At 69.0% G+C, this 24,223-nt stretch carries 26 protein-coding genes and 1 riboswitch; of the genes, 9 read left to right on the top strand and 17 right to left on the bottom strand.

Annotation, left to right across the window (positions count from 1 at the left end; all coding sequences use genetic code 11):
• Positions 1-37: 37 nt before the first annotated feature.
• Genes ACTIF2_RS00810 through ACTIF2_RS00825 form a run of 4 tightly spaced genes read right to left on the bottom strand, consistent with a single transcriptional unit; the run spans position 38 to position 2,237 of the window.
• Complete coding sequence (locus ACTIF2_RS00810) at positions 38-703, bottom strand: methionine ABC transporter permease (RefSeq protein ID WP_439495108.1); 666 nt, start codon at positions 701-703, stop codon at positions 38-40.
• A complete protein-coding gene (locus ACTIF2_RS00815; protein WP_439495109.1) occupies positions 693-1,799 on the bottom strand; it encodes a methionine ABC transporter ATP-binding protein in 1,107 nt (368 codons plus the stop codon). Before ACTIF2_RS00815 ends, ACTIF2_RS00810 begins: the two co-directional genes overlap by 11 nt.
• A 7-nt stretch (positions 1,800-1,806) precedes the next feature.
• A complete protein-coding gene (locus ACTIF2_RS00820; protein WP_439495110.1) occupies positions 1,807-2,022 on the bottom strand; it encodes a hypothetical protein in 216 nt (71 codons plus the stop codon).
• Positions 2,019-2,237, bottom strand: coding sequence for a hypothetical protein (locus ACTIF2_RS00825; RefSeq protein ID WP_439495111.1), 219 nt, complete (start codon positions 2,235-2,237; stop codon positions 2,019-2,021). Before ACTIF2_RS00825 ends, ACTIF2_RS00820 begins: the two co-directional genes overlap by 4 nt.
• 427 nt (positions 2,238-2,664) lie before the next feature.
• On the opposite strand from ACTIF2_RS00825, the gene ACTIF2_RS00830 reads away from it, so the two are divergent.
• Positions 2,665-3,045, top strand: a complete 381-nt coding sequence (locus tag ACTIF2_RS00830; protein WP_439495112.1) for a hypothetical protein — start codon at positions 2,665-2,667, stop codon at positions 3,043-3,045.
• A 101-nt stretch (positions 3,046-3,146) separates the two neighbouring features.
• Positions 3,147-3,635, top strand: a complete 489-nt coding sequence (locus ACTIF2_RS00835; protein WP_439495113.1) for a copper chaperone PCu(A)C — start codon at positions 3,147-3,149, stop codon at positions 3,633-3,635.
• 265 nt (positions 3,636-3,900) lie between these two features.
• On the opposite strand, the gene ACTIF2_RS00840 is transcribed toward ACTIF2_RS00835, so the two are convergent.
• The 7 genes from ACTIF2_RS00840 to ACTIF2_RS00870 all read right to left on the bottom strand — a co-directional run bounded on the left by ACTIF2_RS00840 (position 3,901) and on the right by ACTIF2_RS00870 (position 9,794).
• Positions 3,901-4,830 carry a dihydrodipicolinate synthase family protein gene (locus tag ACTIF2_RS00840; RefSeq protein WP_439495114.1) on the bottom strand — a complete coding sequence of 310 codons (930 nt, stop codon included), beginning with the start codon at positions 4,828-4,830 and terminating at the stop codon, positions 3,901-3,903.
• 24 nt (positions 4,831-4,854) lie between these two features.
• Entirely contained in the window at positions 4,855-5,541 is a 687-nt protein-coding gene (locus ACTIF2_RS00845; protein ID WP_439495115.1) for a fumarylacetoacetate hydrolase family protein, read from the bottom strand.
• A 106-nt stretch (positions 5,542-5,647) separates the two neighbouring features.
• The gene (gene thiE, locus ACTIF2_RS00850) at positions 5,648-6,322 is read right to left on the bottom strand and encodes a thiamine phosphate synthase (RefSeq protein ID WP_439495116.1); all 675 of its coding nucleotides are present in this window, start codon (positions 6,320-6,322) and stop codon (positions 5,648-5,650) included.
• Positions 6,319-7,068, bottom strand: a complete 750-nt coding sequence (locus ACTIF2_RS00855; protein ID WP_439495117.1) for a hydroxyethylthiazole kinase — start codon at positions 7,066-7,068, stop codon at positions 6,319-6,321. Before ACTIF2_RS00855 ends, thiE begins: the two co-directional genes overlap by 4 nt.
• Before the next feature lie 8 nt (positions 7,069-7,076).
• Positions 7,077-8,954 carry a phosphomethylpyrimidine synthase ThiC gene (gene thiC, locus ACTIF2_RS00860; RefSeq protein ID WP_439495118.1) on the bottom strand — a complete coding sequence of 626 codons (1,878 nt, stop codon included), beginning with the start codon at positions 8,952-8,954 and terminating at the stop codon, positions 7,077-7,079.
• 78 nt (positions 8,955-9,032) lie between these two features.
• Positions 9,033-9,135, bottom strand: a riboswitch (TPP riboswitch).
• 106 nt (positions 9,136-9,241) lie between these two features.
• On the bottom strand, positions 9,242-9,439 hold the full coding sequence (locus ACTIF2_RS00865; protein WP_439495119.1) for a hypothetical protein: 198 nt from the start codon (positions 9,437-9,439) through the stop codon (positions 9,242-9,244).
• Positions 9,440-9,506: 67 nt separating this feature from the next.
• Complete coding sequence (locus ACTIF2_RS00870) at positions 9,507-9,794, bottom strand: hypothetical protein (RefSeq protein ID WP_439495120.1); 288 nt, start codon at positions 9,792-9,794, stop codon at positions 9,507-9,509.
• 154 nt (positions 9,795-9,948) lie between these two features.
• On the opposite strand from ACTIF2_RS00870, the gene ACTIF2_RS00875 reads away from it, so the two are divergent.
• Positions 9,949-10,971: a hypothetical protein gene (locus ACTIF2_RS00875; RefSeq protein WP_439495121.1), complete on the top strand. Its 1,023-nt coding sequence runs from the start codon at positions 9,949-9,951 to the stop codon at positions 10,969-10,971.
• Positions 10,972-11,012: 41 nt separating this feature from the next.
• Here the strand turns inward: ACTIF2_RS00875 and ACTIF2_RS00880 are convergent, their stop codons facing one another.
• Entirely contained in the window at positions 11,013-11,984 is a 972-nt protein-coding gene (locus tag ACTIF2_RS00880) for an OmpA family protein (protein WP_439495122.1), read from the bottom strand.
• Here ACTIF2_RS00880 and ACTIF2_RS00885 point away from each other — a divergent pair.
• Positions 11,975-12,130, top strand: coding sequence for a hypothetical protein (locus ACTIF2_RS00885; RefSeq protein ID WP_439495123.1), 156 nt, complete (start codon positions 11,975-11,977; stop codon positions 12,128-12,130). The genes ACTIF2_RS00880 and ACTIF2_RS00885 overlap by 10 nt on opposite strands.
• A 1,192-nt stretch (positions 12,131-13,322) precedes the next feature.
• Here the strand turns inward: ACTIF2_RS00885 and ACTIF2_RS00890 are convergent.
• The 5 genes from ACTIF2_RS00890 to ACTIF2_RS00910 all read right to left on the bottom strand — a co-directional run bounded on the left by ACTIF2_RS00890 (position 13,323) and on the right by ACTIF2_RS00910 (position 18,831).
• Positions 13,323-14,216, bottom strand: a complete 894-nt coding sequence (locus ACTIF2_RS00890; RefSeq protein ID WP_439495124.1) for a polysaccharide deacetylase family protein — start codon at positions 14,214-14,216, stop codon at positions 13,323-13,325.
• Between the two features lie 153 nt (positions 14,217-14,369).
• A complete protein-coding gene (locus tag ACTIF2_RS00895) occupies positions 14,370-16,073 on the bottom strand; it encodes a dipeptide ABC transporter ATP-binding protein (RefSeq protein ID WP_439495125.1) in 1,704 nt (567 codons plus the stop codon).
• A gap of 181 nt (positions 16,074-16,254) precedes the next feature.
• Positions 16,255-17,133, bottom strand: a complete 879-nt coding sequence (locus tag ACTIF2_RS00900) for an ABC transporter permease (RefSeq protein ID WP_439495126.1) — start codon at positions 17,131-17,133, stop codon at positions 16,255-16,257.
• Complete coding sequence (locus ACTIF2_RS00905; RefSeq protein WP_439495127.1) at positions 17,133-18,104, bottom strand: ABC transporter permease; 972 nt, start codon at positions 18,102-18,104, stop codon at positions 17,133-17,135. Before ACTIF2_RS00905 ends, ACTIF2_RS00900 begins: the two co-directional genes overlap by 1 nt.
• 25 nt (positions 18,105-18,129) lie before the next feature.
• Positions 18,130-18,831 (bottom strand): creatininase family protein, encoded by a 702-nt coding sequence (locus tag ACTIF2_RS00910; RefSeq protein WP_439495128.1) that lies wholly within the window; start codon positions 18,829-18,831, stop codon positions 18,130-18,132.
• Between the two features lie 94 nt (positions 18,832-18,925).
• On the opposite strand from ACTIF2_RS00910, the gene ACTIF2_RS00915 reads away from it, so the two are divergent.
• From ACTIF2_RS00915 to ACTIF2_RS00935, 5 genes are all read left to right on the top strand, one after another.
• The gene (locus ACTIF2_RS00915) at positions 18,926-19,468 is read left to right on the top strand and encodes a MarR family winged helix-turn-helix transcriptional regulator (protein WP_439495129.1); all 543 of its coding nucleotides are present in this window, start codon (positions 18,926-18,928) and stop codon (positions 19,466-19,468) included.
• Between the two features lie 140 nt (positions 19,469-19,608).
• A complete protein-coding gene (locus ACTIF2_RS00920) occupies positions 19,609-21,201 on the top strand; it encodes an ABC transporter substrate-binding protein (RefSeq protein ID WP_439495130.1) in 1,593 nt (530 codons plus the stop codon).
• 201 nt (positions 21,202-21,402) lie between these two features.
• Entirely contained in the window at positions 21,403-22,371 is a 969-nt protein-coding gene (locus tag ACTIF2_RS00925; protein ID WP_439495131.1) for an isoaspartyl peptidase/L-asparaginase family protein, read from the top strand.
• Complete coding sequence (locus ACTIF2_RS00930) at positions 22,368-23,393, top strand: ketopantoate reductase family protein (RefSeq protein ID WP_439495132.1); 1,026 nt, start codon at positions 22,368-22,370, stop codon at positions 23,391-23,393. Before ACTIF2_RS00925 ends, ACTIF2_RS00930 begins: the two co-directional genes overlap by 4 nt.
• Positions 23,384-24,139 (top strand): SDR family NAD(P)-dependent oxidoreductase, encoded by a 756-nt coding sequence (locus ACTIF2_RS00935; protein WP_439495133.1) that lies wholly within the window; start codon positions 23,384-23,386, stop codon positions 24,137-24,139. The genes ACTIF2_RS00930 and ACTIF2_RS00935 overlap by 10 nt, the downstream gene beginning before the upstream one ends.
• Positions 24,140-24,223 lie beyond the last annotated feature (84 nt).

Here is a 24,223-nt window from a genome sequence, read left to right on the forward strand (position 1 = left end):
GTTTCCTTGCGGGTGGTGAACGGTTGAACGGGAAGGCTCAGGCGTGGCGCAGGCGCTTGTTGAGGCGCCGCGCCAGGCGGTCGCCGATGCTCTGCACGGTCTGGACGAGGACGATCAGCACGGCGACGACGATCGCCATCACGTCGGGCATGAAGCGCTGGTAGCCGTAGCGGATGCCGAGATCGCCGAGCCCGCCGCCGCCGACGGCGCCGACCATGGCCGAGAAGCCGACCAGGCTGACGATGGCGAGCGTGAGGCCCAGCGTGATCGCCGGCAGCGCCTCGGGCACCAGCACCTTGCGTACGATCTGCAGCGGGCTCGCGCCCATGGCGCGAGCGGCCTCGACCAGGCCCTGGTCGACCTCGCGGATCGCGCCCTCGATCAGGCGCGCGATGAAGGGCGTCGCCGCAAGGGTGAGCGGGACCATGGCGGCATTGGTGCCGATCGAGGTGCCGGCGATCAGCCGGGTGAACGGGATGATCGCGACGACGAGGATGATGAAGGGCGTCGAGCGCGTGGCGTTGACGACGACCCCGAGCACGGCGTTCACGGCGGGCGCCGCGAAGAGCTCGCCGCGCTTGCTGGTCGCCAGGAAGACGCCGAGCGGCAGGCCGAGCACGGTGCCGAGCCCCGCGGCGACCGCAACCATCAGCAGCGTGTCGCCGGTCGCCTGGACGATGAGGCGGATCAGTTCAGGAGACATGGCCGAGGACCTCCGCCTTGAGTTCGAGGCTCTTCAGCGCGCCGAGCACGGCCGAGTATTCCGGATCGCGCGCCGGCACCGAGACGAGCAGGCTGCCGAAGGGCTGCCCGGCAATGGCGTCGATGCGGCCCGCCAGGATGTTGACGTCGACGCCAACCACCGAACTCAGCCGGCTGATCACCGGGGCGGTGGCGTTCTCGCCGGTGAAGGTGATGCGCAGCAGCGCATTGTCGCCCTCGCGCGGCTCGGTGCGGAGCCGCTCAGTGAGATGGGGCGGCAGCTCGACGCCGGTCACGGTCTCGACGAAGCGCGCCGTCGTCGGATGCCGCGGCCGGGTGAAGACGGCGAAGGTCTCGCCCTCCTCGACGATGCGGCCGCCCTCGATCACCGCGACGCGGTCGCAGATCTCCTTGATCACCGGGATCTCGTGGGTGATCAGCAGGATGGTGATGCCGAGCTCGCGGTTGACGCGCTTGAGCAGGGCGAGGATCGACTGCGTCGTCTCGGGATCGAGCGCCGAGGTCGCCTCGTCGCAGAGCAGGACTTTCGGGTCGGTCGCCAGCGCCCGGGCGATGCCGACGCGCTGCTTCTGGCCGCCGGAAAGTTCGGCCGGATAGCGCCCGCGTTTGTCGGCGAGGCCGACGAGATCGAGCAGCCTGGCGACGCGGGCGATGATCTCGCCTTTGGGCGTGCCGGCGATCTCCAGCGGCAGCGCGACATTGTCGAAGACCGTGCGCGAGGAGAGCAGGTTGAAATGCTGGAAGATCATGCCGGTCGAGCGCCGGCGCGCCCGCCAGCCCGCCTCGGTCAGCCCGGTGACGTCCTCGCCCTCGAGCAGGATGCGGCCGGAGCTCGCCCGCTCCAGCCCGTTGACGAGGCGGATCAGCGTCGACTTGCCGGCGCCGGAGCGGCCGATCACGCCGAGGATCGCGCCGCGCGGCACGGAAAGATCGATGCCTTCGAGCGCCGTGACGGCGCCCTGGCCGCGCCGGGTCGGGAAGACCTTGCCGACCTTCTCGAAACGGATGGCCGCTTCGGCAATGGGGATGGGAACGGCGCCGACGCTGAAGGCGTCGGGCCTGAATGGGGCGTTCATCATGACCTCAGAAATGGGTGTGGCAGGACCAGTGACTGATCCCGAGTTGTTCGCGCGTCACGTCGTGGATCGAGCGGCGGCGCGCCTCGCGGGCTTCCTCGTCATCCCCGACCGGCCACGCCGCGCGCGGCGGCTGGCCGAGCTCGGCCGGAAAGGCCCGCTCGAACCACGCTGCGAGATGGACGCGGAGGGCGCCGAGGGCCGTGCTGCGCTCCCCCGTCATGACGCCAGCCGCAATCTGTGTCCGGCGCGCGGCTTCGCGAGCTGACGGGCCGCGGACTCGGCGGCGCCCGGCGTCGCGAAACGATGCCCCTCGAGGGCGCCGAATGCCGCCGAGGCGGAAATGAAGGTGAAGAAGCGCTCGTCGGCGCGGCGGTTGACGAGCCCGACCTGGGTCTCGCCGATCTCGATGACATAGCTTTGTGAATGCGTGGACATGGCGTGCCTTTCGCCGCTGAAACGGCGCTCGAATGGGATCTGACTGGAAAAGGAGCCCGGCAGCGCGGGCAGTCGTTCAGTTCAGGATCGTCATTCGACAACAGCAGGCGGCCGGAAGCCTGGCGGCGGCTGGTCGGGGCAGGATCGAAATCGTCATGTCAAACTCCGCTTTAGCGTTTGGTGACGCGGCGCAAGCTGCTCGCTCAAATCTCCGCGGACGCCGGAACCCAAGTCCGGCGACGGCTTCAATCTGGTCCGAGGCATCCTGTTTGTCAACCCGATCGTTCTTTTAAAAAAACACGACGAGCGATACGAAGCTTTCCGGCCGAAGCCGGGAAACAGCAGAATCTTTCGTCGCGCAGCCTCGGCCTCGTCCTGCGACAGCAGGCGGCTTGACGGATGGCGGGCCGGCGCGCCATGTCGCCTGATGTCGGCTTTCGCCCCCCTGCTCGCGCGCCTGCGCCGCTCCGGTCTCGGAGCCTGGCTGGCGGCGTTCTATGGGCTCGCCGTGCTAGCTGCCGGGCTTGCGCCAACGCTCGTGCTGGCAGCGCATCCGGCATTGGCGGCCGCGACGCTGTGCTCGGGACAGCCTGCGGCCGATCCGGAGAGCCCGCAGCCGCAGCAAGGCCAGCTGCATTGCCAGGGCTGCCCGGCCAACCCGGTCGTCGCCGCGCCGCCGGGCGCACTGCAACCCGCAAGCCTGCGGATCGCCGTCACGCTCGCCCAGCCGGCCCAGCATGAGACGGGCGTTCTGCCGGGCATCGGTCTCGGCCTGCCGCAATCGCGCGCGCCGCCGGCCCGCAGCTAGAAGCCTGCCGCTTTCCCCGCGCTCCTCGACGGCTCCGCCGCAGGAATCCGGGCCTTCTGGCCGTTCGCGAACGGCCATGTTCCCTTTTCAGGACCTTTCCGATGCACAAGCCCGTTCATTATCTCGCCGCGATCGCCTTCGCGCTCGCAGGCACCACCGCCTTCGCCCATGACTACAAGGCCGGCCCGCTGAAGATCGACCATCCCTGGTCGCGCGCCACGCCGGCCGGTGCCAAGGTCGGCGGCGGCTATCTCTCGATCGAGAATACCGGCACGACGCCCGACCGGCTGGTCTCGGTCTCGGCCCCCTTTGCCGGCCGTGGCGAGATCCACGAGATGGCGGTCAACAATGGCGTCATGACCATGCGCGAGCTGGAAAAGGGCATCGAGATACCGCCAGGCGCCAAGGTCGAGTTCAAGCCCGGCGGCTTCCACATCATGTTCCAGGAGCTGAAGCAGCCCCTGAAGCAGGACGAGCGCCTCAAGGCGACGCTGACCTTCGAGAAGGCCGGCACCGTCGAGGTCGAATTCAAGGTCGAGGGCATCGGCGCCAAGGGCTCGTCCGGGGCGGCCGAGCACAAGCATCACTGAGGATCAACCAGGCAGCGCGCTTCCCTTCTCCCCCTGCGGGAGAAGGTGGCTCGGCGAAGCCGAGACGGATGAGGGGTCACGCGACCTTCGAGTCATGCTCGCCCTCGTGGCGAGCATCCACGTCTTGAATACGGCATTCGATAGACGAAGACGTGGATGGTCGGGACAGGCCCGACCATGACGCGGAAAGGGCGCGCGCGACCCCTCATCCGGCGCTTCGCGCCACCTTCTCCCGCAGGGGGAGAAGGGAAGAGGCGCGCTCGCTTCACACCTTCGCGCGCGGATCGTGCTTTGCCAGCCGCGCCAGCAGGTAGTCGACCTCGGCCTTCGCTGCGGCGGTGAGGCCGGCGCCCGGCTTGCGCTGGGCGTCGCTGGCCAGGATGCCGCGCTTCATCATCGTGTATTTGCGGACGGCGAGGCCGACGCCCTGCTGCTGCTCGTAGCGCAACAGCGGCAGATGCGCGTCGAAGATGTCATGGGCCGCGTCGCGCTTGCCCTCCTTGCTGAAGCGCACCACGTCGATCAGCAGCTCCGGGAAGGCGTAGCCGGTATTGGCGCCGTCGGCGCCGCGCTCCATCTCGAAATCGAGGAAGAGGCCGCCATTGCCGGTCAGGATCGCGATCTTGCGCAGCGAGCCGTCGGCCTGGAACTTGCGCAGGGTCGAGATCTTCTCGAGCCCCGGCCAATCCTCATGCTTCAGCATCACGCAGGAGGGATTGTCCTGGACGATGCGGCGGATCACGGCCGGCGTCATCACCACCGAGAGCGTCAGCGGATAATCCTGGATGACGAAGGGGATGTCGGTGCCGATCGCCTCGACCGCCTGCGCGTAATAGCCGACGATCTGGTCGTCGGTGCGCAGGCTTGGCGGCGGCGCGATCATCACGCCGCCGGCGCCGAGAGCCATCACCTGGCGCGCCAGCGAACGCATCGCGGCGAAGCCGGGCGCCGAAACGCCGACGATGATCGGCTTGCCGCCCATCTTCGCCACGGCGCGCTTGACCAGGCCGACCGATTCCTCCGGCTCGAGCTTGGGCGCCTCGCCCATGATCCCGAGCACGGTGACGCCGTCCGAGCCGATGCCGGCATAGAACTCGAACAACCGGTCGGTGCTGGTCCAGTCGACGCTGCCATCGGCATTGAAGGGCGTCGGCGCGATGGGATAGACGCCGGCGGCGTCGGGGGTCAGGCGCATGTTCACAATTCCTTGGGAGCTAATTCAAACGATCCGGGCACGCACGGTGCCGATGCCGGCGATCTCGCCTTCCAGCACGTCGCCACGCTCGACTGCGGCGACGCCTTCCGGCGTGCCGGTAAAGATCAGGTCGCCGGGCGCGAGCGCCACCAGGCCGGAGAGATAGGCGATGGTCTCGGGCACGCTCCAGATCAGCTTGGAGAGGTCGGAGCTCTGGCGCACGCGGCCATTGACGGTGAGCTCGATCTTGCCGGCGCTGGGGTGGCCGCTATGGCTCGCCGGCGCGATCTCGCCGATCGGCGCTGACTGGTCGAAGCCCTTACTCATGTCCCAGGGGCGGCCGGCCTTCTTGGCCTCGCCCTGCAGGTCGCGGCGGGTCATGTCGAGCCCGGCGGCATAGCCATAGACATGGGCCAGCGCCTCGGCCTCGGGGATGTCCTTGCCGCCGGTGCCGATCGCGACGACCAGCTCCATCTCGTGATGCAGGTCCTTGGTCTTGCTCGGATAGGGCATGTCGGCGCCGTTGATGACGAGCGCGTCGGCCGGCTTGGAGAAGAAGAACGGCTCCTCGCGGTCGGGGTCGCCGCCCATCTCGCGGGTGTGCTCGGCATAGTTGCGGCCGACGCAGAAGACCCGCCGGACCGGAAAGAGACCGCCGCCGGCCACCGGCACCGCGCTGATGGCGGGCGGATCGATCACGTAGTTCGTCATGGCGGGCGCTCCCTCTTGGTTCCGCCGTTCATGCGGGAGCGAGCGCCGCGAGGCAAGGGGCCGGCGCCTCCTAGCGGGGCTGCGCGCGCGGCATTGCCGGCCGGGATCAGGCGCCGACCGGCGTCTCCTCGACGGTCGGCAGAAGCCGTTCGATCACGGCCCGCAATTCGCGCGCGGCCGCCTCGACATCGTCCTGGACGAAGAGCGCGCCGATCACCGCGACGCCATCGGCGCCGGCCTCGATCACCGAGGCCGCATTGGCCGCCGTGATGCCGGCAATGGCGCCGACCGGCAGGGATCCCAGCACCGACGCGGCTTTCCGGCGCAGGGCCGCGAAGCCGTCGAGCCCGAGCGGCGCGTCGGCATTGTCCTTGTGCGCGGTCTGGAAGACGCCGCCGATGCAGGCATAGTCGATCTTCGCCGCCGCCAGCTCCTTGAGCTCGTCCTCGTGCTTCAGCGTCGCGCCGATGATGGCGCGCGGCCCGAGCAGGCGGCGAGCGTCGTTCGGCTTCATGTCGTCGGCGCCGAGATGGACGCCGTCGGCGCCCGACGCCAGCGCGACATCGACCCGGTCGTTGATCAGCAGCGGCACATGGGTGCCGTGCAGGGCCGAGCGGATGGCGCGGGCCTCGCGCACCATCTCGCGCGTCGTCTCGGTCTTGGCACGAAGCTGGATCAGCGTCGCGCCACCTTCGGCGGCGGCGCGTGCCAGATCGGCGAGCGAGCGGCCGCCGGCGATCTGCGGATCGACGATGCCATAGAGGCGGATATCGACGCTCATGACCGCTCTCCCATGTGCGCCCGCAGGGTCGCTTCGTCGAGATTCGCCAGTGCGTCGATCAGCTCCGGCTCGAAGCTGCCCGGCCCCCTCGCCCGCTCCGCCGCGATCTCGCCGGCGATGCCATAGGCGGTCAGGGCCACTGCGGCCGCGACGACCGGGTCCTTCTCGACCGCGCAGCAGGCGGCGATCAGGGCGCCCGCCGCGCAGCCGACGCCGGTGACCTTCGTCATCAGCGGGTGGCCATGGGCGACGGACAGCGTCCCGGTCGCCCCAGTGATGCGATCGACCTTGCCGGTGGTGACGAGGGTCAGGTCGCGGTCGCGTGCCGCCTCGAGATCGGCTTCGAGCGCGGCCATCTCGGTGGCGTTGCCGCGCACGACGATGTTCGAGAGCCGCAGCACCTCGCGCGCCACATGCCGGCGCAAGGGCGAGAGCTCGACGAAGACCGGGTCGAAGACGAGTGGCTTAGCCCGATCGCGCGCCACCTCGAGCAGTTTGGGGATGGCGAGCTCGCTCTCGGCATTGATCGTGCCGATATTGATCAGGATCGCGCCGGCGCCTTCCGCCATCGCCGCGACCTCGTCGACATGGATCGCCATCGAGGGGATCGCGCCGAAGGCGAGCAGCATGTTGGCGGTGATGTTCTGCGCCACCGTATTGGTCAGGCACTGCACGCGCGGCCGGCCTTCCGCCACGCGCCTCAGCACCGCCGCGACGGCTTTCGCGTCGAGGCGGTCAGCGGTCACTGTCGCGCTCATTCGGCGGCCGGCAAATAGAGATTGCCGCCCTTGGCGAGGAATTCCTGCGACTTCTCCGCCATGCCTTGCTGGGCCATGCCCTCGAGCGCAGCGCGCTCATTCTCGCCCATCGCCAGCACCTCGGCGCGCAGATCCTGCGTGATCTTCATCGAGCAGAATTTTGGCCCGCACATCGAGCAGAAATGCGCGACCTTGTGGGCGTCCTTCGGCAGGGTCTCGTCATGGAAGGAGCGCGCCGTGTCGGGATCGAGCGCCAGGTTGAACTGGTCCTCCCAGCGGAAGTCGAAGCGGGCGCGGGAGACGGCGTCGTCGCGGATCTTCGCGGCCGGATGGCCCTTGGCGAGATCGGCGGCATGGGCGGCGATGCGGTAGGTGATCACGCCGGTCTTGACGTCGTCGCGGTTCGGCAGGCCGAGATGCTCCTTCGGCGTGACATAGCAGAGCATGGCGCAGCCATACCAGCCGATCATCGCCGCCCCGATGCCCGAGGTGATGTGGTCATAGCCCGGCGCGATGTCGGTGGTCAGCGGGCCCAAGGTATAGAACGGCGCCTCGCCACATTCGCGCAGCTGCTTGTCCATGTTCTCCTTGATCTTGTGCATCGGCACATGGCCGGGGCCCTCGATCATCACCTGGCAGCCCTTGTCCCAGGCGACCTTGGTGAGCTCGCCCAGCGTCTCCAGCTCGGCGAACTGGGCACGGTCATTGGCGTCGGCGATCGAGCCCGGACGCAAGCCGTCTCCGAGCGAGAAGGAGACGTCGTATTTGCGCATGATGTCGCAAATCTCGTCGAAGCGCTCGTAGAGGAAGCTCTCCTTGTGATGCGCCAGGCACCAGCGCGCCATGATCGAGCCGCCGCGCGAGACGATGCCGGTGACGCGGTTCGCCGTCAGCGGCACGTAAGGCAGGCGCACGCCGGCATGGATGGTGAAATAGTCGACGCCCTGCTCGGCCTGCTCGATCAGCGTGTCCTTGAACACCTCCCAGTCGAGCTTGATCGGGTCGCCGCCGACCTTCTCCAGCGCCTGATAGATCGGCACCGTGCCGATCGGCACCGGCGAGTTGCGCAGGATCCAGGAGCGGATGTTGTGGATGTTGCGGCCGGTCGAGAGGTCCATGACCGTGTCGGCGCCCCAACGGATGGCCCAGACCAGCTTCTCGACCTCCTCGGCCGCGCCGGAGGTGACGGCCGAATTGCCGATATTGGCGTTGATCTTGACCAGGAAGTTGCGGCCGATCGCCATCGGCTCCAGCTCGGGATGGTTGATGTTCGCCGGGATGATGGCGCGGCCGCGCGCGATCTCCTCGCGGACGAATTCGGGCGTGACGAACTCGGGAACCGAGGCGCCGAAGCTTTCGCCATCGGCATGGCGCTCCTTCGCGCCCTCCAGCATCGCCGCCCGGCCGAGATTCTCGCGATGGGCGACGTAGATCATCTCGGGGGTGATGATGCCGGCTCGGGCGAACTCGTATTGCGTCGCCATCTGGCCGGGCCTGGCCTCGAGGATCGGGCGCTGCGCCGGGCAGGACGGGACGAGATGCTCCTCGCCGATATGACCGTTATCGGCGGCGGTCACAGTGCGGCCGGGCACGGTCTGGAAGCCGCGGGCGTCGAGCCAGGCCCGGCGCGGCTGCGGCAGGCCGGCATTGAGGTCGATCGAGACGTCGGTCTCGGTGAAAGGGCCGGAGGGGTCGTAGATCCGCACCGGCGGCTCGGAATCCGTGGTGAGCTGCACCTCGCGGAACGGGACCCGCATTTCGGGATGCTCGGGCGGCGCGACATAGATCTTGCGCGAGCCGATGATCGGACCGGTCGTCACCGTTTGCGGCGCGGTCTTGACGCTGTTCTTCTGCGGTTTGGTGTGGGCGTTCATGGGATCTCCTCCTTGGTCCAAGGTTCAGGAGATCCGGGTTTAGAAGCGGTCCAGTCGCTGTCTGCGGATACGGGTAGGGCCCATGCCGCGTTCCAGTCCCTCCGCCGGTATGACCCGGATCAGGTTCGACGGGTTCGGCTTATCGCCATCTCAGCCCTTGCGAGCACCCCTCGGAACAGCGCGGAAGGTAGGCGTGCCGGCGGCGATGCGCAAGCCGGCAACAGAGCAGCGGCCATGCCGCCGCGACATTGCGCCGAGCGGAGGCCTTCCCGCAAATGACGGATACTTCAGGCGAAGATGTCGAGATTCTGGCCCTGGCCCTCGGCGAGGGCTGCCTTCTGCATGTCGGCGCTCTGCTGCAGCATCGCCACGAGCGCCTGGTCAGCGTCGGCCTGCTGCTTCACCATCTCGGTCTGCAGGGCCTGGCGCGTGGTGGCGGCCTGCGTCGCGACGAAGGCCTGCGCAATGGCAACGGAATCGCTCATGTCGATGCTCCTCGCCGCGAGCATAGGCGGCGAGCCTTACGCAAATCTGAATCCGAAACCGCGAGCGCTACCGAGTAGGTGCGATGATCGACGGCACCGGCTTCGGCATCGGCACTTCGCGGCTCGGGTTCGGCGGCCCCGAACGGTCTCGCGCCAACCGCTCGCGCTCCCGCGTCGCCTCGACGCGATCGGAGCGCGGCTCGACCTTTTGCACCTCGCCTGCATTCGGCGCCATCGGCACGCCTGGTGCGCGCTGCTGGCGCTGTTGCGGCGGCGGCGATTGCGCCGCGACGGCCTCGGCCGCAACGAGACCCGCTAATATCAGGGCAATCAGGAGCCATTGGGTCTTGCGCATGCCACCCCTCCAGTCGGGCCGGCAGCCATGACCGGCCTGTTGGAACAACCGGCACAGGCGAGGCTGGTTCCAGCGCGGTGCCGGAATTGCCCATGCCGCACGCGGTTGCGATAGTCGCCGCCAGGTGATGTGACGCGATACCGGCTGGAAAGCGATGACCGACAAGGACGGGGCGAGCGAGATGTTGCGGCAGTTCCTCGCATACGAGAGGAACGCTCTCACAGCCGTGCCGCAGGCCGAGTTCGCCACGTTGCAACAGGCTTACCGCAGGTTGCTGCCGCCGAAGCAGAGCCAGCCCGCCGTGCTCGCCAAGCCCCTGCCTTTGCTCTGGATCTTCGGCTTCGACGAGAACGGCTCGGTGGCGGGCGGACCGACAGCGAATGCCGCCGAGCTGAAGCAGCGTCTCAAACTGTTGAACTATGTCTGCAAATTCAGCCATCTGCCGGGGCAGCGCGCCAAGGCCAAGAATTTCGCCGCCTTCACCGGTGAGGGCGAACGCCTGCTCGCGACGCTACGCCATCTCAACTACCGGCATGACAAGCGCGACGACGGCTATTGGGTCACCGAGCTCGGCTTCTGGGGCATGGTCCTGATCGTGCTGCTGACGCCGGGCGCCCGCGTCGCGCTGCTGCGGGATTTCCTCGACGGCGGCTTGAACCTGCCGCGACAGGACGAACACCATTCCATCCTGCTCGGCCATGCCGAAGCCGCCCTGCCCCTGGCGCAGCCGGCCGAGCCGGAATTCATCGCCCTGATCGATCGCCTGTCGCAGGCCGAGCGCGCGCGCCGCACCGGCAGCGAGAGCATGGCCCTGGCGAAGGCGCTCGATCTCGGCCTCGACGGCGACGACTGGGTGATCGGATGCGCGATCCCAGAGGCCGGCGGCTCCGGATACCTGCTCTCGCTGTCGCTGCGACCCATGCCCGAATTCGACTGGTCGCTCGGCATCATCGACAGCGGCAATCATAGCCGTTTCGACGAACGCAACGGCAGCGTGCTCCGGAACGATGTTGGGATCACGCCGCTCGGCGCCGGCAATCTCCAGGCTTTTCCGCGCTGGCTGAAACAGGCGGAGCGGGAATTGGGGGTCCGCTTCGACCTCGACGCCTCCCGCTTCGTCACCGGCCGCAAGCGTTCGGCGGTGGCGCGACTGCGTGCCTGGATCGAGGAGGTCTGAGCAAGACGAGGCGGCGCCGCAACGCCGCCTCGTCTCTTGCCTCACTGCTGGTTCTGGCCGGTGAGCAGTGGGGTGATGCGCCTGAGCGTCACGCGCCGGTTCTCGCGCGAGGCCTCCTGCGTGTTCACTTTGAGATATTGCTCGCCATAGCCCTGGGTCGTCAGGTTCTCCGGCGGCACCTGGAAGTCGCGGGTCAGGATTTCGCCGACCGACTGCGCCCGGCGATCCGACAGCGACAAGTTGTCGACATCGGGACCGACGGCGTCGGTATGGCCCTCGACGAGGAAGACCTCGTTCGGCGAGCTCTGCAAGGCCTGCCGGATCGAGGCCGCGATCACCGACAGGCGCTGCGCCTGTCCCTGCGAGACCTCCCACGACCCCGTCTCGAAGGTGATCGTGTCGATATCGACGCTGCGCATGCGGGCGCGCAGGTCGGGCGAGTAGCGCACCTCGTCGAGCGTGTAGCGTCGCGGCAGCGGTGCGACCGGCGGGGCCATGATCGTCTCGTAGATCAGGCGCTCGTCGGCCTGGTCGGCGTCGACGACATAGCGCTCGCGCGGGATCCGCAGCGGCGGCTGTTCGAGCACGACGACCTCCTCGGCGAAGCTGGGGCGGCCACCATCGCGGCGCGTATTGTCGATGATCACGACCTCGCGCCCGTCGCGATCGAAGCGGGTCCGCCTGATCAGGCGGCCATCCTCGTCGGTGACCGTGACGACGCGGGTGCCGTCGGGACGTTCGAACACGGTCCGCGTCTCGCCGTCACGGCGCTCGGTGCGGCCCTGCCAGCCGAGATCGCGGAAGCGCTGGTCCTCGTCGCGACGGATGACATAGCGGTCGTCGTCGCCACGAATGATCGTGCGGCCGGGCTCGCGGATGATGGTGACGTCGCCCTCGCGGCGCTCCTCGCGCCGGCCGCGCACGTCGTCGAGCCGGTCGGCGCCCTGGGTCGCCATGATGCCGCCGAGAACGCCGGCCGATCGCAGCCGCGCCGCCAAGGCCGATGCCGCCACGGCGACCCTGCCTGTCGGGGGCCATCGGCTGGCCCGGCACGCCGGGTTGGCCGGGCGGCGGCGTGACCTGCGGCTGGAGCTGGCCGGGCTGGGGCTGCCCCGGCGGGCGGGCGATCGGGGGCTGGCCCGGCGGCACGCCGGTCTGACCCGGCTGCGCGGGCCCCGTGCCGGGCGGACGGGCGCCCGGCTGGCCGGGTTGCGGCGCTGGCGGCGTGGCCTGGGTTTGGCCGGGGATGCCGGGCGGAGTGCCCGGCGGACGCGCCACCGGGGGAACGCCGGGTTGACCGGGCTGAGCGGCAGGAGGCTGGCCGGGTTGCGGCGCCGTCCCGGGCGCAGTGCCCGGCGGGCGCGCCACCGGGGGAACGCCGGGCTGGCCGGGCTGAGCCGCAGGCGGCTGGCCGGGCTGCGGCGGAGCGCCGGGCGGCTGGCCGGGACGCGCGGCGGGCGGCTGGCCTGGGGTCGTCACGGGCGGCGTCGCCTGGGTCTGGCCGGGCGCCGTCGCGGGCGGCACGGGGGTGGGCCGCGCAGCCGGCGGCTGGCCGGGCGGCGTGCCCGGCGGGCGAGCCGACGGAGGAGCGCCGGGCGGCTGGCCGGTCTGCGGCGCTGGCGCGGTACGCGGAGCCGTGGGCACAGCCGGCGGAACGGGCGCGCTCGGAGCGGTCACTGCGGGCGGAACGGGCGTCGGACGCGTGGGCGCCGTCACCGGCGGCGGCCGGACGGCCGGCGGCTGACCGGGAACGGGCTGCGGACGCGTCGCCGGCGGGCTGCCGGGCTGCTGCGCGCCGGGCGCCATGATCGGTGGGACAGCCCGCGGCATGGGCGGATCGCGACGCGGCTCGGGCGGCGCGCCTGTCGGCGGCGCGGGGCGCGGTGCGGTGGGGGCCGGGGTGGGCTGACGCTGGGCCGGTGGCGCCGCCCCGGGAGCGGCCGGTGCCGCTGGCCGCTGCACGGCCGGAGGAGCGCCGGGCGCTCCAGGCGCAGGGCGCGGTCGCTCGGGCCGGGTCTCGGCCGGACCGCCGGGCGCACCTTGCGGGCGCTGCCGGCGACGCTGGTCGGGCGCGTCATCGGACGAAGCCGGCGGCGCTTGCGCGATTTGCGGGAATGGCTGGCCCGGCTCGATCGCGAAGCCGGCCTGCGACAGGGTCAGGCCAGGGAGAACGGTTCCGATCAGGAGCCAGCTCTTGGTGCGCGTCATGGGGTCCGTTTCCTTATTGAGGATTTGGCGCAACAGTGCGCCCGCGCACTGAACCCGCCATGAACCGAAAACGGCCGAAATCGGGCAGGGTTCCCGGAACCCTGCCCGCTCCCTTGCTGCACGCGCCTTTGCCCTGCCGAGCGCTAGAGACCCGCCTCCTGCTTCACATAGGCCGCGATCTCGGCATGGCTCGCGAACCAGCAATCGCCCTTCGCCTTGGCGTGCCGGATCAGCTCCTCGAGGATCCAGAAGCGCGAGCGGTAGGTGATGACATGGGGGTGCATGGTCAGGAGGAAGAGCCCGCCATCCTCATAGGCGCCGTCGAACTCGCGGCGGAAGATGTCGAACACCGCCTCGGGCGCGGTATAGGGCCTGAGCGCCTGGAAGCGGTTCATGTTGAAATAGACCGCGTCGTCGCGGATCCACTCCACCGGCAGCTCGACCATGCCGGTGGCCTCGCCCTTCTCGACGATCTCGTAGGGATCGTCATCGGCGAAGAGCGACGAGTCGTAGAGCAGGCCGAGCTCGCGCTCGACGCTCAGCGTCACCTCCGAGAAATCCCAGGACGGCGTGCGCATCCCGACCGGCCTGACGCCGGTGACCTTCTCCAGCGTGTCGGCGGCGCGCAGGTGCAGCTCGCGCTCGGCTGCCGGCGGCACGGCAGTGTTGACCTCGTGGATCCAGCCATGCAGCCCGATCTCGTGGCCTTCGGCGATCACCCGGCGCTGCTCGTCGGGATAAAGCAGCGCGGTCACCGCCGGCACGAAGAAGGTCGCCTGGATCTGCTCCTTCGCCATCAGGTTCAGGATGCGCGGCATGCCGGCGCGGTTGCCATACTGGCCCCAGGACAGCCGGCCGACCGACGCGCCGCCGTCGCGCAGCTCATTGGTCTCGTGGTCGACGTCGAAGGAGAGCGCCACCGCGCAGCGGGCGCCGTTCTTCCACCTGGCCGGCTTGAGGTTGCGGCCGGCGCGGACGCGGTCGACCTTGGCGCGCCAGGTCTCTTCCGGCCATTGCCAGGGTTCGAGTTCGGCCATTGCAGTGCCTCCTTGTTCTCGGTTCGAACACACCGTCATTCCGGACAAGCCGCTCAAGCGGCGCAGCTCCGGAACCCGTCGTAGAGCGGGAACCCTACGACGGATTCCGGCGCTCGGCTTCGCTGCGGCCGGAATGACGACGGGTGCAAAAACTCATGGCGTCGGCAGCACGGGCACGGCGGCGAGCAGGCGCTTCGTGTAGTCGTGCTGCGGATTGTCGTAGATCTCGCCCGCCGGCCCCTCCTCGACGATCCAGCCGCGATACATGATCGCCACCCGGTCGCAGAGATGGCGCACCACCGAGAGGTCGTGCGAGATGAAGACCAGCGTCAGGTCCAGTTCGGCGCGCAGGCGGATCAGCAGATTGATGATCTGCGCCTGGATCGAGACGTCGAGCGAGGCCACCGGCTCGTCGCAGATCACGACGTCCGGCTGCATCGCCAGCGCCCGGGCGATCGCGACGCGCTGGCGCTGGCCGCCGGAGAACTGATGCGGATAGCGCTCGGCGAAGGCCGGATCGAGCCCGACCGCGGCCAGCCATTGCCGGACATACTCGCCCGAACCGGCCTTGGTCACGATGCCATGGGCCACCGGCCCTTCGGCGATGGCGTCGCCGATGCGCATGCGCGGGTTCAGGGAGGCGAATGGGTCCTGGAAGATGGTCTGGATGCGGGTCGTCACCTTGTGCGGCCGCTCGCCCACGCTCATCACCCGCCCACCGTCGAGCAGGACCGTGCCGGCGTCCGGCGCATAGATGCCGGCGGCCATGCGCCCGAGCGTCGACTTGCCGGAGCCGGATTCGCCGACGAGACCGAGCGCCTCGCCGCGTGTCACCGTCAGGCTGACGGAATCGACGGCCTGGACGCCATGCGACGCCCCGCGCAGCCCGACCTTCTGCAGCAGCAGACGCAAGGGGCCGGGCCGCTCCTCGAAGCGCTTGCTGACCAGCTCCATGGTGAAATAGGGCGCGTCCGGCGTCGGTGCGTGGCGCTCGCCCGTCGCAAGACGCGGCGGCGGGGCTGCATCGGTGACGCCGGCGCCACGCGCCAGGAGCTGGCCGGGCCTGGCGCGGGACGGCAGGGAATCGAGCAGGGCCTGGGTATAGGGATGCTGCGGCCGGGTCAGTACCTCGCGGACCGGACCGGCCTCGACGATCCTGCCATGGCGCATGACGCAGACCTTGCCGGCGATCGTCGCGACCGTCGCGAGATCGTGGCTGATCCAGATCAGCGCCGTGCCGAGCGCGGCGACGAGCTCCTTCATCTCGGCCAGGATCTCGGCCTGGATCGAGACGTCGAGCGCGGTCGTCGGCTCGTCGCAAATGATCAGCTTCGGCTTGTGCAGCAGCGCGATCGCGATGGCGACGCGCTGGCGCATGCCGCCGGAGAACTGGTGCGGATAGAAATCGACCTTGGCCTCCGGCTCGGGAATCCGGACCTGGGCAAGCGCCGCGATGGCGCGCCGGCGACCCTCCTGCGCCGAGACCTTCTCGTGCGCCTCCAGCGCCAGCAGGATCTGCGCGCCGATGGTGAGCACCGGATTCAGCGTCATCAGCGGGTCCTGGAAGACCATCGAGATCGCCTTGCCGCGAATGGCGCGGAGTTCCGCCGCCGGCAGGCCGAGAAGCTCGCGCCCCTCCAGCTTGATCGAGCCGCTCTCGACCCGGCCGGGTGGATCGATCAGGCCGATGATCGAGAAGCCGGTAATGCTCTTGCCCGAACCGGATTCGCCGACGAGCCCCATGACCTCGCCGCGCGCGAGCGCGAAGGAGACGCCGTCGACCGCCTTCACCACGCCGGCGCGGGTGTGGAAATGCGTGACGAGGTCGGTGACTTCGAGGAGAGGCGCGTCGGTCATGACGATGGGCGCTCCACTGGACGAGCGTGCGCCTCCCTTCCCCCTTGTGGGGAAGGGTATGGGGATGGGGGGCGTTCCGCCTGGTGAGCGCTCACCCAGTCGCTCGCCCCCCACCCCTGCCCCTCCCCACAAGGGGGAGGGGTGTGCTCGGAGTTCGTTCGCAGCGTGGTCGCATGCCCCCTCATCGCTTCAGCCTCGGATTGACCTGGTCGCGGATCTGGTCGCCGACGAGGTTGATGGCAACGATCAGGGCGATCAGGGCGAGGCCGGGATAGATCGAGATCCAGTAGCGGCCCGACAGCATGTACTGGAAGCCGTTCGAGATCAGCATGCCGAGCGAGGGCTCCGTCACCGGCAGGCCGACCCCGAGGAAGGAGAGCGTCGCCTCCAATGCGATCGCGTTGGCGACTTGGACCGTCGCCACCACGATCAGCGGTGGCAGGCAGTTGGGCAGGATATGGCGCCAGACCACCCGGCGGGCCGGTAGGGGCACCGAGAAGGCGGCCTCGACATAATCCTTGCCGCGCTCTGCAGCGGCGGCGCCATGGGCGGTGCGGGCGAAATAGGCGTATTGGGCGGCCGCCAGCGCCGCGATCAGCTGGGCCTTGCCCTGGCCGAGCAGCGCCGAGATCACCAGCGCGAGCAGGATCGCCGGAAAGGCGAGCTGCAGGTCGACCACGCGCATGATGAACGCCTCCCAGCGGCCGCCAAGATAGGCCGCGGTGATGCCGAGGGTGGCGCCCAGGGTCAGCGCGACCGTGCCGGCGATGAGCCCCATCTGCAGCGAGATGCGCAGGCCGTAGAGAATGGCCGAGAACAGGTCGCGCCCCTGCGAATCCGTGCCGAGGATATGGGTGTAGCCGCTGGAGCCGACATAGCCGGGCGGGCGGCGCGCATCCATCAGCGGCAGGTTGGCGAGGTCGTAGGGGTTCTGCGGCGCGATCCAGGGTGCCAGCACGGCGACGCCGATCATCAGGACGACCACGGCAAGGGCGGCGAGCGCGACCTTGCTCTCGCGAAATTCGGCCCAGAAGCGAGCGAGCGGCGAGGCTGGACTCATCAGGCGCGGGCCTTCCGCAGGCGCGGATCGAGCGCGACATAGGTGAGGTCGACGAGGAAATTGATGGTGATGAAGACGAAGGCGACGAGCATCAGGTAGGCGACCATCACCGGCCGATCGAGCGAGGTGATCGAATCGATGATCAGCTTGCCGATGCCGGGCCAGGAGAAGATCGTCTCGGTGACGACGGCGAAGGCGAGCGTCGAGGCGAATTCGAGGCCGAAGACGGTGACGAGCGGGATCGCGATCAGCCGCAGCACATGCCGGCGCAGCACGGTCCATTCCGACAAGCCCGCGGCGCGGGCGAATTTCACCGTGTCGGTCAGCATGACCTCGCGGGTGCCGGCACGCGCCAGCCGGGTCATCAGCGCGAGCTTGAAGAAGGCGAGGTTGAGCGCAGGCAAAAGGAGATGGCTGAGCCCGTTCAGGGTCAGGAAGCTCCATTCGATGCCGAACAGGCTCGCCGTCTCGCCGCGCCCGCCGGCCGGCAGCCATTGCAGCTCGACGGCGAAGGTGATGATCAGCACGAGGCCGATCCAGAAGGTCGGCACCGAGAAGCCGAGGATCGAGATCGCCATGATGATCTTGGCGAGGAGGCTGTCGGGCCGATAGCCGGCATAGATGCCTGCCGGCACGCCGATCAGGGCCGCGCCGATGACCGCCGCGAGCGTCAGCTCCAGCGTTGCCGGCAGGCGCGACAGGATGAGATCGAGCACCGGCATGCCGAAGACGAAGGAACGGCCGAAATCGCCGTGGAGCACGCGGCCGAGGAAGGTGAAATACTGCTCCCAGAGCGGCCGGTCGAGCCCGTAGCGGGCGATGGTCTCGAGCCTGATGTCCTGGCTGACATCGGGGCCGATCAGGACGTCGATCGGGTTGCCGATGGCATAGACGCCGATGAAGACCAGCGCCGACATGACGAGCATCACCAGCAGCGCCTGGAGGGCGCGCTCGATGACATGGCCTAGCATCGGGCGATGCAGTCGCTGCGAGGGGTCACGGCCAGTCCTCCGCGATCACCGCGCGGGTCTCCTCGACCCCGACCTGCCAGAGGCTCAGCATCTCCTCATCCGAGCGCTGGTAGCGACCGTGGAAATTGCCGTCGCCGAGAATCTCGCGCTTCTTCGCCGGGTTGGCGGCCTGATAGCGCGCGCGGTCGAAGGGCGGCTTGACGCCGTCCGGCAGCGCGACGCCGTCGAGTCGGGTCCAGGGGAAATTCTCCATCCAGGAGGCGTGCGAGGCGGCGGGATCGACCGCCTTCACCGCCGCCTGGAAGCGCGGGCCGGCCCACCAGTCATGCAGCTTGACGCTGGCATCGGGGCGCCGGCCCATCCATTCGGTGCAGAAGGTCATCACGGGCGCGTTGCCGCCATGGCCATTGACCAGGACGATGCGGCGGAAGCCGGAGCGGTAGACCCCCTCCAGCATGTCCTCGATCAGCGCGACATAGGTGCTCATCCGCAGCGAGACGGTTCCCGGATAGGCGGCAAAGCCGGGCGTCATGCCATAGGCCAGCACCGGGAAGACCGGGACCTCCAGCGGCTCGGCCGCCTCGTTCGCCACCTTCTCGGCAAGAATCGTATCGGTGGCGAGGCTCAGATAGGCGTGCTGCTCGACGCAGCCGAGCGGCAGCACGCAGCGGTCGTCACGCGCCGCCTGTGCCTCGACCTGCATCCAGTTCATCTGCGCGACGCGCACGGCCCGTTCCTTGCTTTTCCCGATGACTGCGCCATCCTTGACTCCCGCCCGGAAGACCGTCAAGTTCCATTTGGAACCAAATGGGAGCTTGTTCATGCGCCGCGCTCCGACCTCGCTGTCGCGCGTCGACCACGAGCGCGAGGCCGCGCTGCGCGATCTCGATCCGCTCACCGTCACCAAGCTCTGGGACAATCCCTGCTGGCTGTCGTTCCGGCTGAATTTCATCGCCTTCCGCTTCAACGACCCGGTCTATCGCTGGATCGAGACGCGCTACGGCCTGGTGCGCCCGGAATTCGTTGCGCTTTACGCGGTCGGGTTGAAAGAGGGTGTCGCGGCGAAGAACATCGTGGCCTCCTCCGGCCTGCCCAAGAACACCCTGAGCCGCGCGATCCAGAAGCTGCTGACCCGGCGCCTGCTGAAGCGCGAGACCGACCGCTACGACCTGCGCAGCTTCGTGCTGCATCTGACGCCCGCCGGCCGCGCCATCTTCGAGGAAACGATGCCGCTGATGGTGCAGCAGCAGAGCAGCATGCTGGCGGCGCTGACGGACGCCGAGCAGCGTCAGCTTTGCGAATTGATGGACAAGCTCGTCATCGCCTCGCCGAACTGGCCGGCCGATCTCGAGCCCCAGAGCTGAACGGGAGGACGTTCGAGCCCGCAGCGCCGTGGAGTCGTGCCGGGAGAGCGCGATCCCACGGCGATAGACACCAAGAACCGCCCGTCGGGTCCGGCCGAAGCGTCTGCCGCCCCCCGACCAAACATCCAGGGGAAGCCGTCATGAAACTCGCATCGTCTTTTCGCATGCTGGCACTCGCAGCCGTGCTCAGCACCGCGGTCTCCGGGGCCGCGCTCGCCCAGACGCTGACCATCGGCGTGCGCGCCGGCCCGGAATCGATCGACCCGCACTACACCGCGACCGGCACCCATGCCGAGGCGCTGAAACATGTTTTCGACACGCTGACCTGGTCCGGCGACAAGCTGCAGATCGAGCCCAGGCTCGCCACGAGCTGGAAGGCGATCGACGCCTCGACCTGGGAGTTCAAGCTCAGGCCGAACGTCAAGTTCCATGACGGCTCCGACTTCACCGCCGAGGACGTGAAGTTCTCGATCGAGCGCATCCCGATGGTCGCCGGCCCGAACCCGACGACGATCTATGTGCGCCGGGTCAAGGAGGTGAAGATCGTCGATCCGCTCACCGTCCACATCATCACCGACGGGCCGGCGCCGAACCTGCCGAACGATTTCATCCGGCTCTTCATCGTCTCCCACAAGGCGGCCGCCGGGCTGACCAAGGACAATGCCAACGAGGCCTTCAACACCGGCAAGGCGGCGATCGGCACGGGCCCCTACAAATTCGTCTCCTGGACGCCGAAGGACCAGCTCGTGCTGGAGCGCTTCGACGGGTTCTGGGGCGAGAAGCAACCCTGGGCCCGCGTGTTGCGCAAGGAACTGCCGAACGACGCCGCCCGCGTCGCCCAGCTCAAGGCCGGCCAGGTCGACATCATCGTGCGCGCGCCCGCCTCCGACGTCGCGACGCTGAAGCGCGACGCCAAGCTCACGGTCGCGACCATCGACACCGTCTATGTCTTCAACATGGAGCTCGACATGCGGGACAAGTCCCCGCAGATCAGCGCCAAGGATGGCTCGCCTTTGCCGAAGAACCCGCTGCAGGACGCCAGGGTGCGCGAGGCCATCGATCTCGCCATCGACCGGCCGGCGCTGGTCGAGATCGCGATGGAGGGGCTCGGCGCCCCGGTCAACCAGCTCGTGACGCCCGATATCGCCGGCTACAACACGTCGCTGCCGGCGCTGAAGCCCGACCTCGCCAAGGCCAAGAAGCTGATGGAGGAGGCGGGTTACCCCAACGGCTTCAAGGTGACCTTCTCCTTCACCAATGACCGCCTGCCCGGCGACCGCCAGGTCGGCACCTCGATCGCGCAGATGCTGGCGCGGATCGGCATCGAGGTGAACGCCAACGCCCAGCCGGGCGCGGTCTTCTTCCCGGCCCGGACGCGCGCCGAGTTCTCGATCTCGATGTCGGGCTGGGGCACGCTGACCGGCGAGGCCAATTACACGCTCTCGTCCGTGGTGCATTCCAACGATCCGGCCAAGAAGCTCGGCGCCTTCAACGTGCTCGGCTACAAGAACGCCGAGCTCGACAAGCTGATCGAGGACGCCGCGGTCGAGATGGACGAGGCCAAGCGCAACCAGTTCCTGGCCGAGGCCAACGCCATCGTCGCCAAGGACCGGCCGCGCCTGCCGATCGTCGCCGTCGGCTCGGCCTGGGCGATGCAGAAGGACAAAGTCACGATCGCGCCGCGTGTGGACGAGGACACGCTGGCGATGGATATCAAACCCGCCAAGAAATAAGGTCGGGACCCGCCGTTCCCCGCTTCCGGTCGTGAGCCGGAGCGGGGCGGCAACGCATCGACCGGGTAGCCGGCATGCAAGGAGAGACTAGCCGCGAGGCCATGAGCTGGGGTAAGTGCCCCGCCGCCTGCTCTCCCCTTCCGCCTATCACGGCTCGACCTCTCCCAGACGGGAGAGCGGGACACGCACCAGGAAAACCCGATGACCACCTCCCCTATCGCTCTGGCCATCCATGGCGGCTGCGGCACCTTGCCCAAGGCCGAGATGTCCGAGGAGGAATGGGCCGAAGCCAAGGCCGATCTCGCCAGCTCGCTGCGGGCAGGCTGGACGATCCTCGCCAAGGGAGGCTCCGCCGTCGATGCCGTCGAGGCGGCCGTGCTGGTGCTGGAGAATTCGGCGCATTTCAACGCGGGGCACGGCGCGGCGTTCAACAGCGACGGCGAACACGAGCTCGATGCGTCGATCATGGACGGGGAGACGCTCGCCGCCGGCGCGCTTTGCGGCGTCAAGCGCATCCGCAACCCGATCAGCGCCGCCAAGACCCTGATGCGCCGCGGCGACCCGCTGCTGCTCGCAGGCGCCGCCGCCGACAGCTTCGCCGAGGCCGAGGGCCTCGACATGGTCGAGAACGAGTATTTCTCGACCGAACGCCGGCGCAAGAACCTGTCCTCGATGAAGATCCGCGAGCTGGTCGGAACCGCTTCCGAAGCCAGCGAGGCCGAGAAGCACGGCACGGTCGGCGCCGTGGCGCGCGATGTCGAGGGCCATCTCGCCGCGGCGACCTCGACCGGCGGCTACACCAACAAGCCCCCCGGCCGCGTCGGCGACTCGCCGATCATCGGCGCCGGCACCTATGCCCGCGACGGGCGCTGCGCGGTCTCGGGCACTGGCAAGGGCGAATATTTCATCCGCTACTGCATCGGCCACGAGATCGCGTCGCTGATGGCCTATTCCGGCCTCAGCCTCGCGGACGCCACCGACAAGGCGATCGCCGAGCTCACCGCGCACAAGGTCGGCGCCGGTCTCGTCGCCATCGGCGCCGACGGCGCGATCGTCGCCCCCTATAATTCCGAAGGCATGTATCGCGGCTGGGTCACGCCCGACGGCTTCGTCCATGTCGCCACCCATGGCGATGTCGAGCTCGCCGGCCAGGCCGAGCCCGCCCCATGAGCGCGCCCGAACCGATCCTGATCTGGGGCGCCGGCGCGATCGGCGGCACGCTCGGCGCCTATTGGGCGCGCGCCGGCATTCCGGTGCTGCTCGTCGACATCGTCCCCGACCATGTCGAGGCCTGCCGGACGACCGGCCTTGCGATCACCGGCCCGATCGAGGAGTTCCGCCAGGTCGTGCCGGCCGTCACGCCGGCCGAGCTGACCGGGACCTATCAGCGGATCGTGCTGGCCGTGAAGGCCGGGGCAACCGACGCGTCGCTCTCGGCGCTGGCCCCGCATCTGGCCGAGGACGGCTTCGTGCTCTCGGCCCAGAACGGCCTCAACGAGCTGGCGATCGCCGAGCGCGTGGGCGCGGCGCGCACGATGGGCTGTTTCGTCAATTTCGGCGCCGACTGGCACGGACCGGGCGAGATCCTCTACGGCAATCGCGGCGCGGTCGTCGTCGGCGAGCTCGACGGGGCGCTGACGCCCCGCGCCCTGGAGATGCACCGGCTGATGCGCATCTTCGAGCCCGACGCCGTGCTCACCGACAATATCTGGGGCTATCTCTGGGGCAAGCTCGCCTACGGCGCGATGCTGTTCGCCACGGCGCTGACCGAGGATTCGATGTCGGCCAATTTCAGCGACCCGCGGCGCCTGCCGGTCTGGCTCGCGCTCGGGCGCGAGGTCGGCGCGGTCGCAGCGGCGCGCGGCGTCGCCTCGCTCGGCTTCGGCGAGTTCGATCCGATGGTATTCGCGCCCGGCCGGCCGGAATATCCACAGATCGCCGCGATAGCCTGGCTCGCCGACTACACCTCGAAGACGGCCAAGACCCATTCCGGCATCTGGCGCGACCTCGCTGTGCGCAAGCGCAAGACCGAGGTCGACCCGCAAATCGGCGTCATCGCCGCGCTCGGCCGCGAGGCCGGCGTCGCCACACCGGCGCTCGAGACCCTGGTCGCGCTGATCCACGAGATCGAGGACGGCCGGCGGCCGCTCTCCTTCGACACGCTCAAGGTGCTGATCGACCGATGCAACTGAGCTTCGACAACCGCGTCGCGCTGGTCACCGGCGGCGCCCAGGGCATCGGCCGCGCCATCGCCGCCGCGCTGGCCGCGGCCGGGGCGTGGGTTCATCTGGCCGATATCGATGCCGACGGCGTGGCAGAGACCGCCGCCGCCATCGGCGCGCAGGCCCATGCCGCCGACCTCGGCACGCCGGAGGCCGCGCAGGCCCTGATCGCGCGCATCGCGGCCGAGAGCGGCAGGCTCGACCTGCTCGTTCATGCCGCCGGCGGCGTGCGCGGCCAGGTCGGCCGGCCGATCGAGGAGATCGCCGAAGCCGACTGGCGCGCGATCTTCGCGGCCAATGTCGATGCCGCCTTCTTCCTGGCGCAGGCCGCCGCGCCGATGATGAAACAGGCGCGCTACGGCCGCATCGTCACGATCTCGTCCGGCGCCGGCCTGCGCCCGAGCCTGACCGGCATCCAGGCCTATGCGAGCGCGAAACATGCGCTGGTCGGGCTGACGAAGCAGCTCGCCTGGGAATTCGGCCCGCACGGCATCACGGTGAATTCGGTCGCGCCGGGCTTCGTGCGCTCCAACCCCGCAACCGAGCGGCAATGGCAGAGCTATGGTGCAGAGGGCCAGAAGCGCCTGCTCGACAGCATCCACACGCGCCGGCTGGGCACGCCGGACGACATCGCCCAGGCCACCTTGTTCTTCCTCGGCGAGCAGGCCGGCTGGATCACCGGACAGGTGCTTTCAGTCGATGGCGGGCGATCATAGGCATCGGGCTTTTTGCGGGCGCGATTGCGGTTTTGCGGTGCATCATTGCCACGCGCGCATCTTCGACCCTACAGTACCGCCTGG

Origin of the sequence: Allobosea sp. (genome assembly GCF_051860145.1) — a bacterium.
Taxonomy (GTDB): Bacteria; Pseudomonadota; Alphaproteobacteria; order Rhizobiales; family Beijerinckiaceae; genus Allobosea.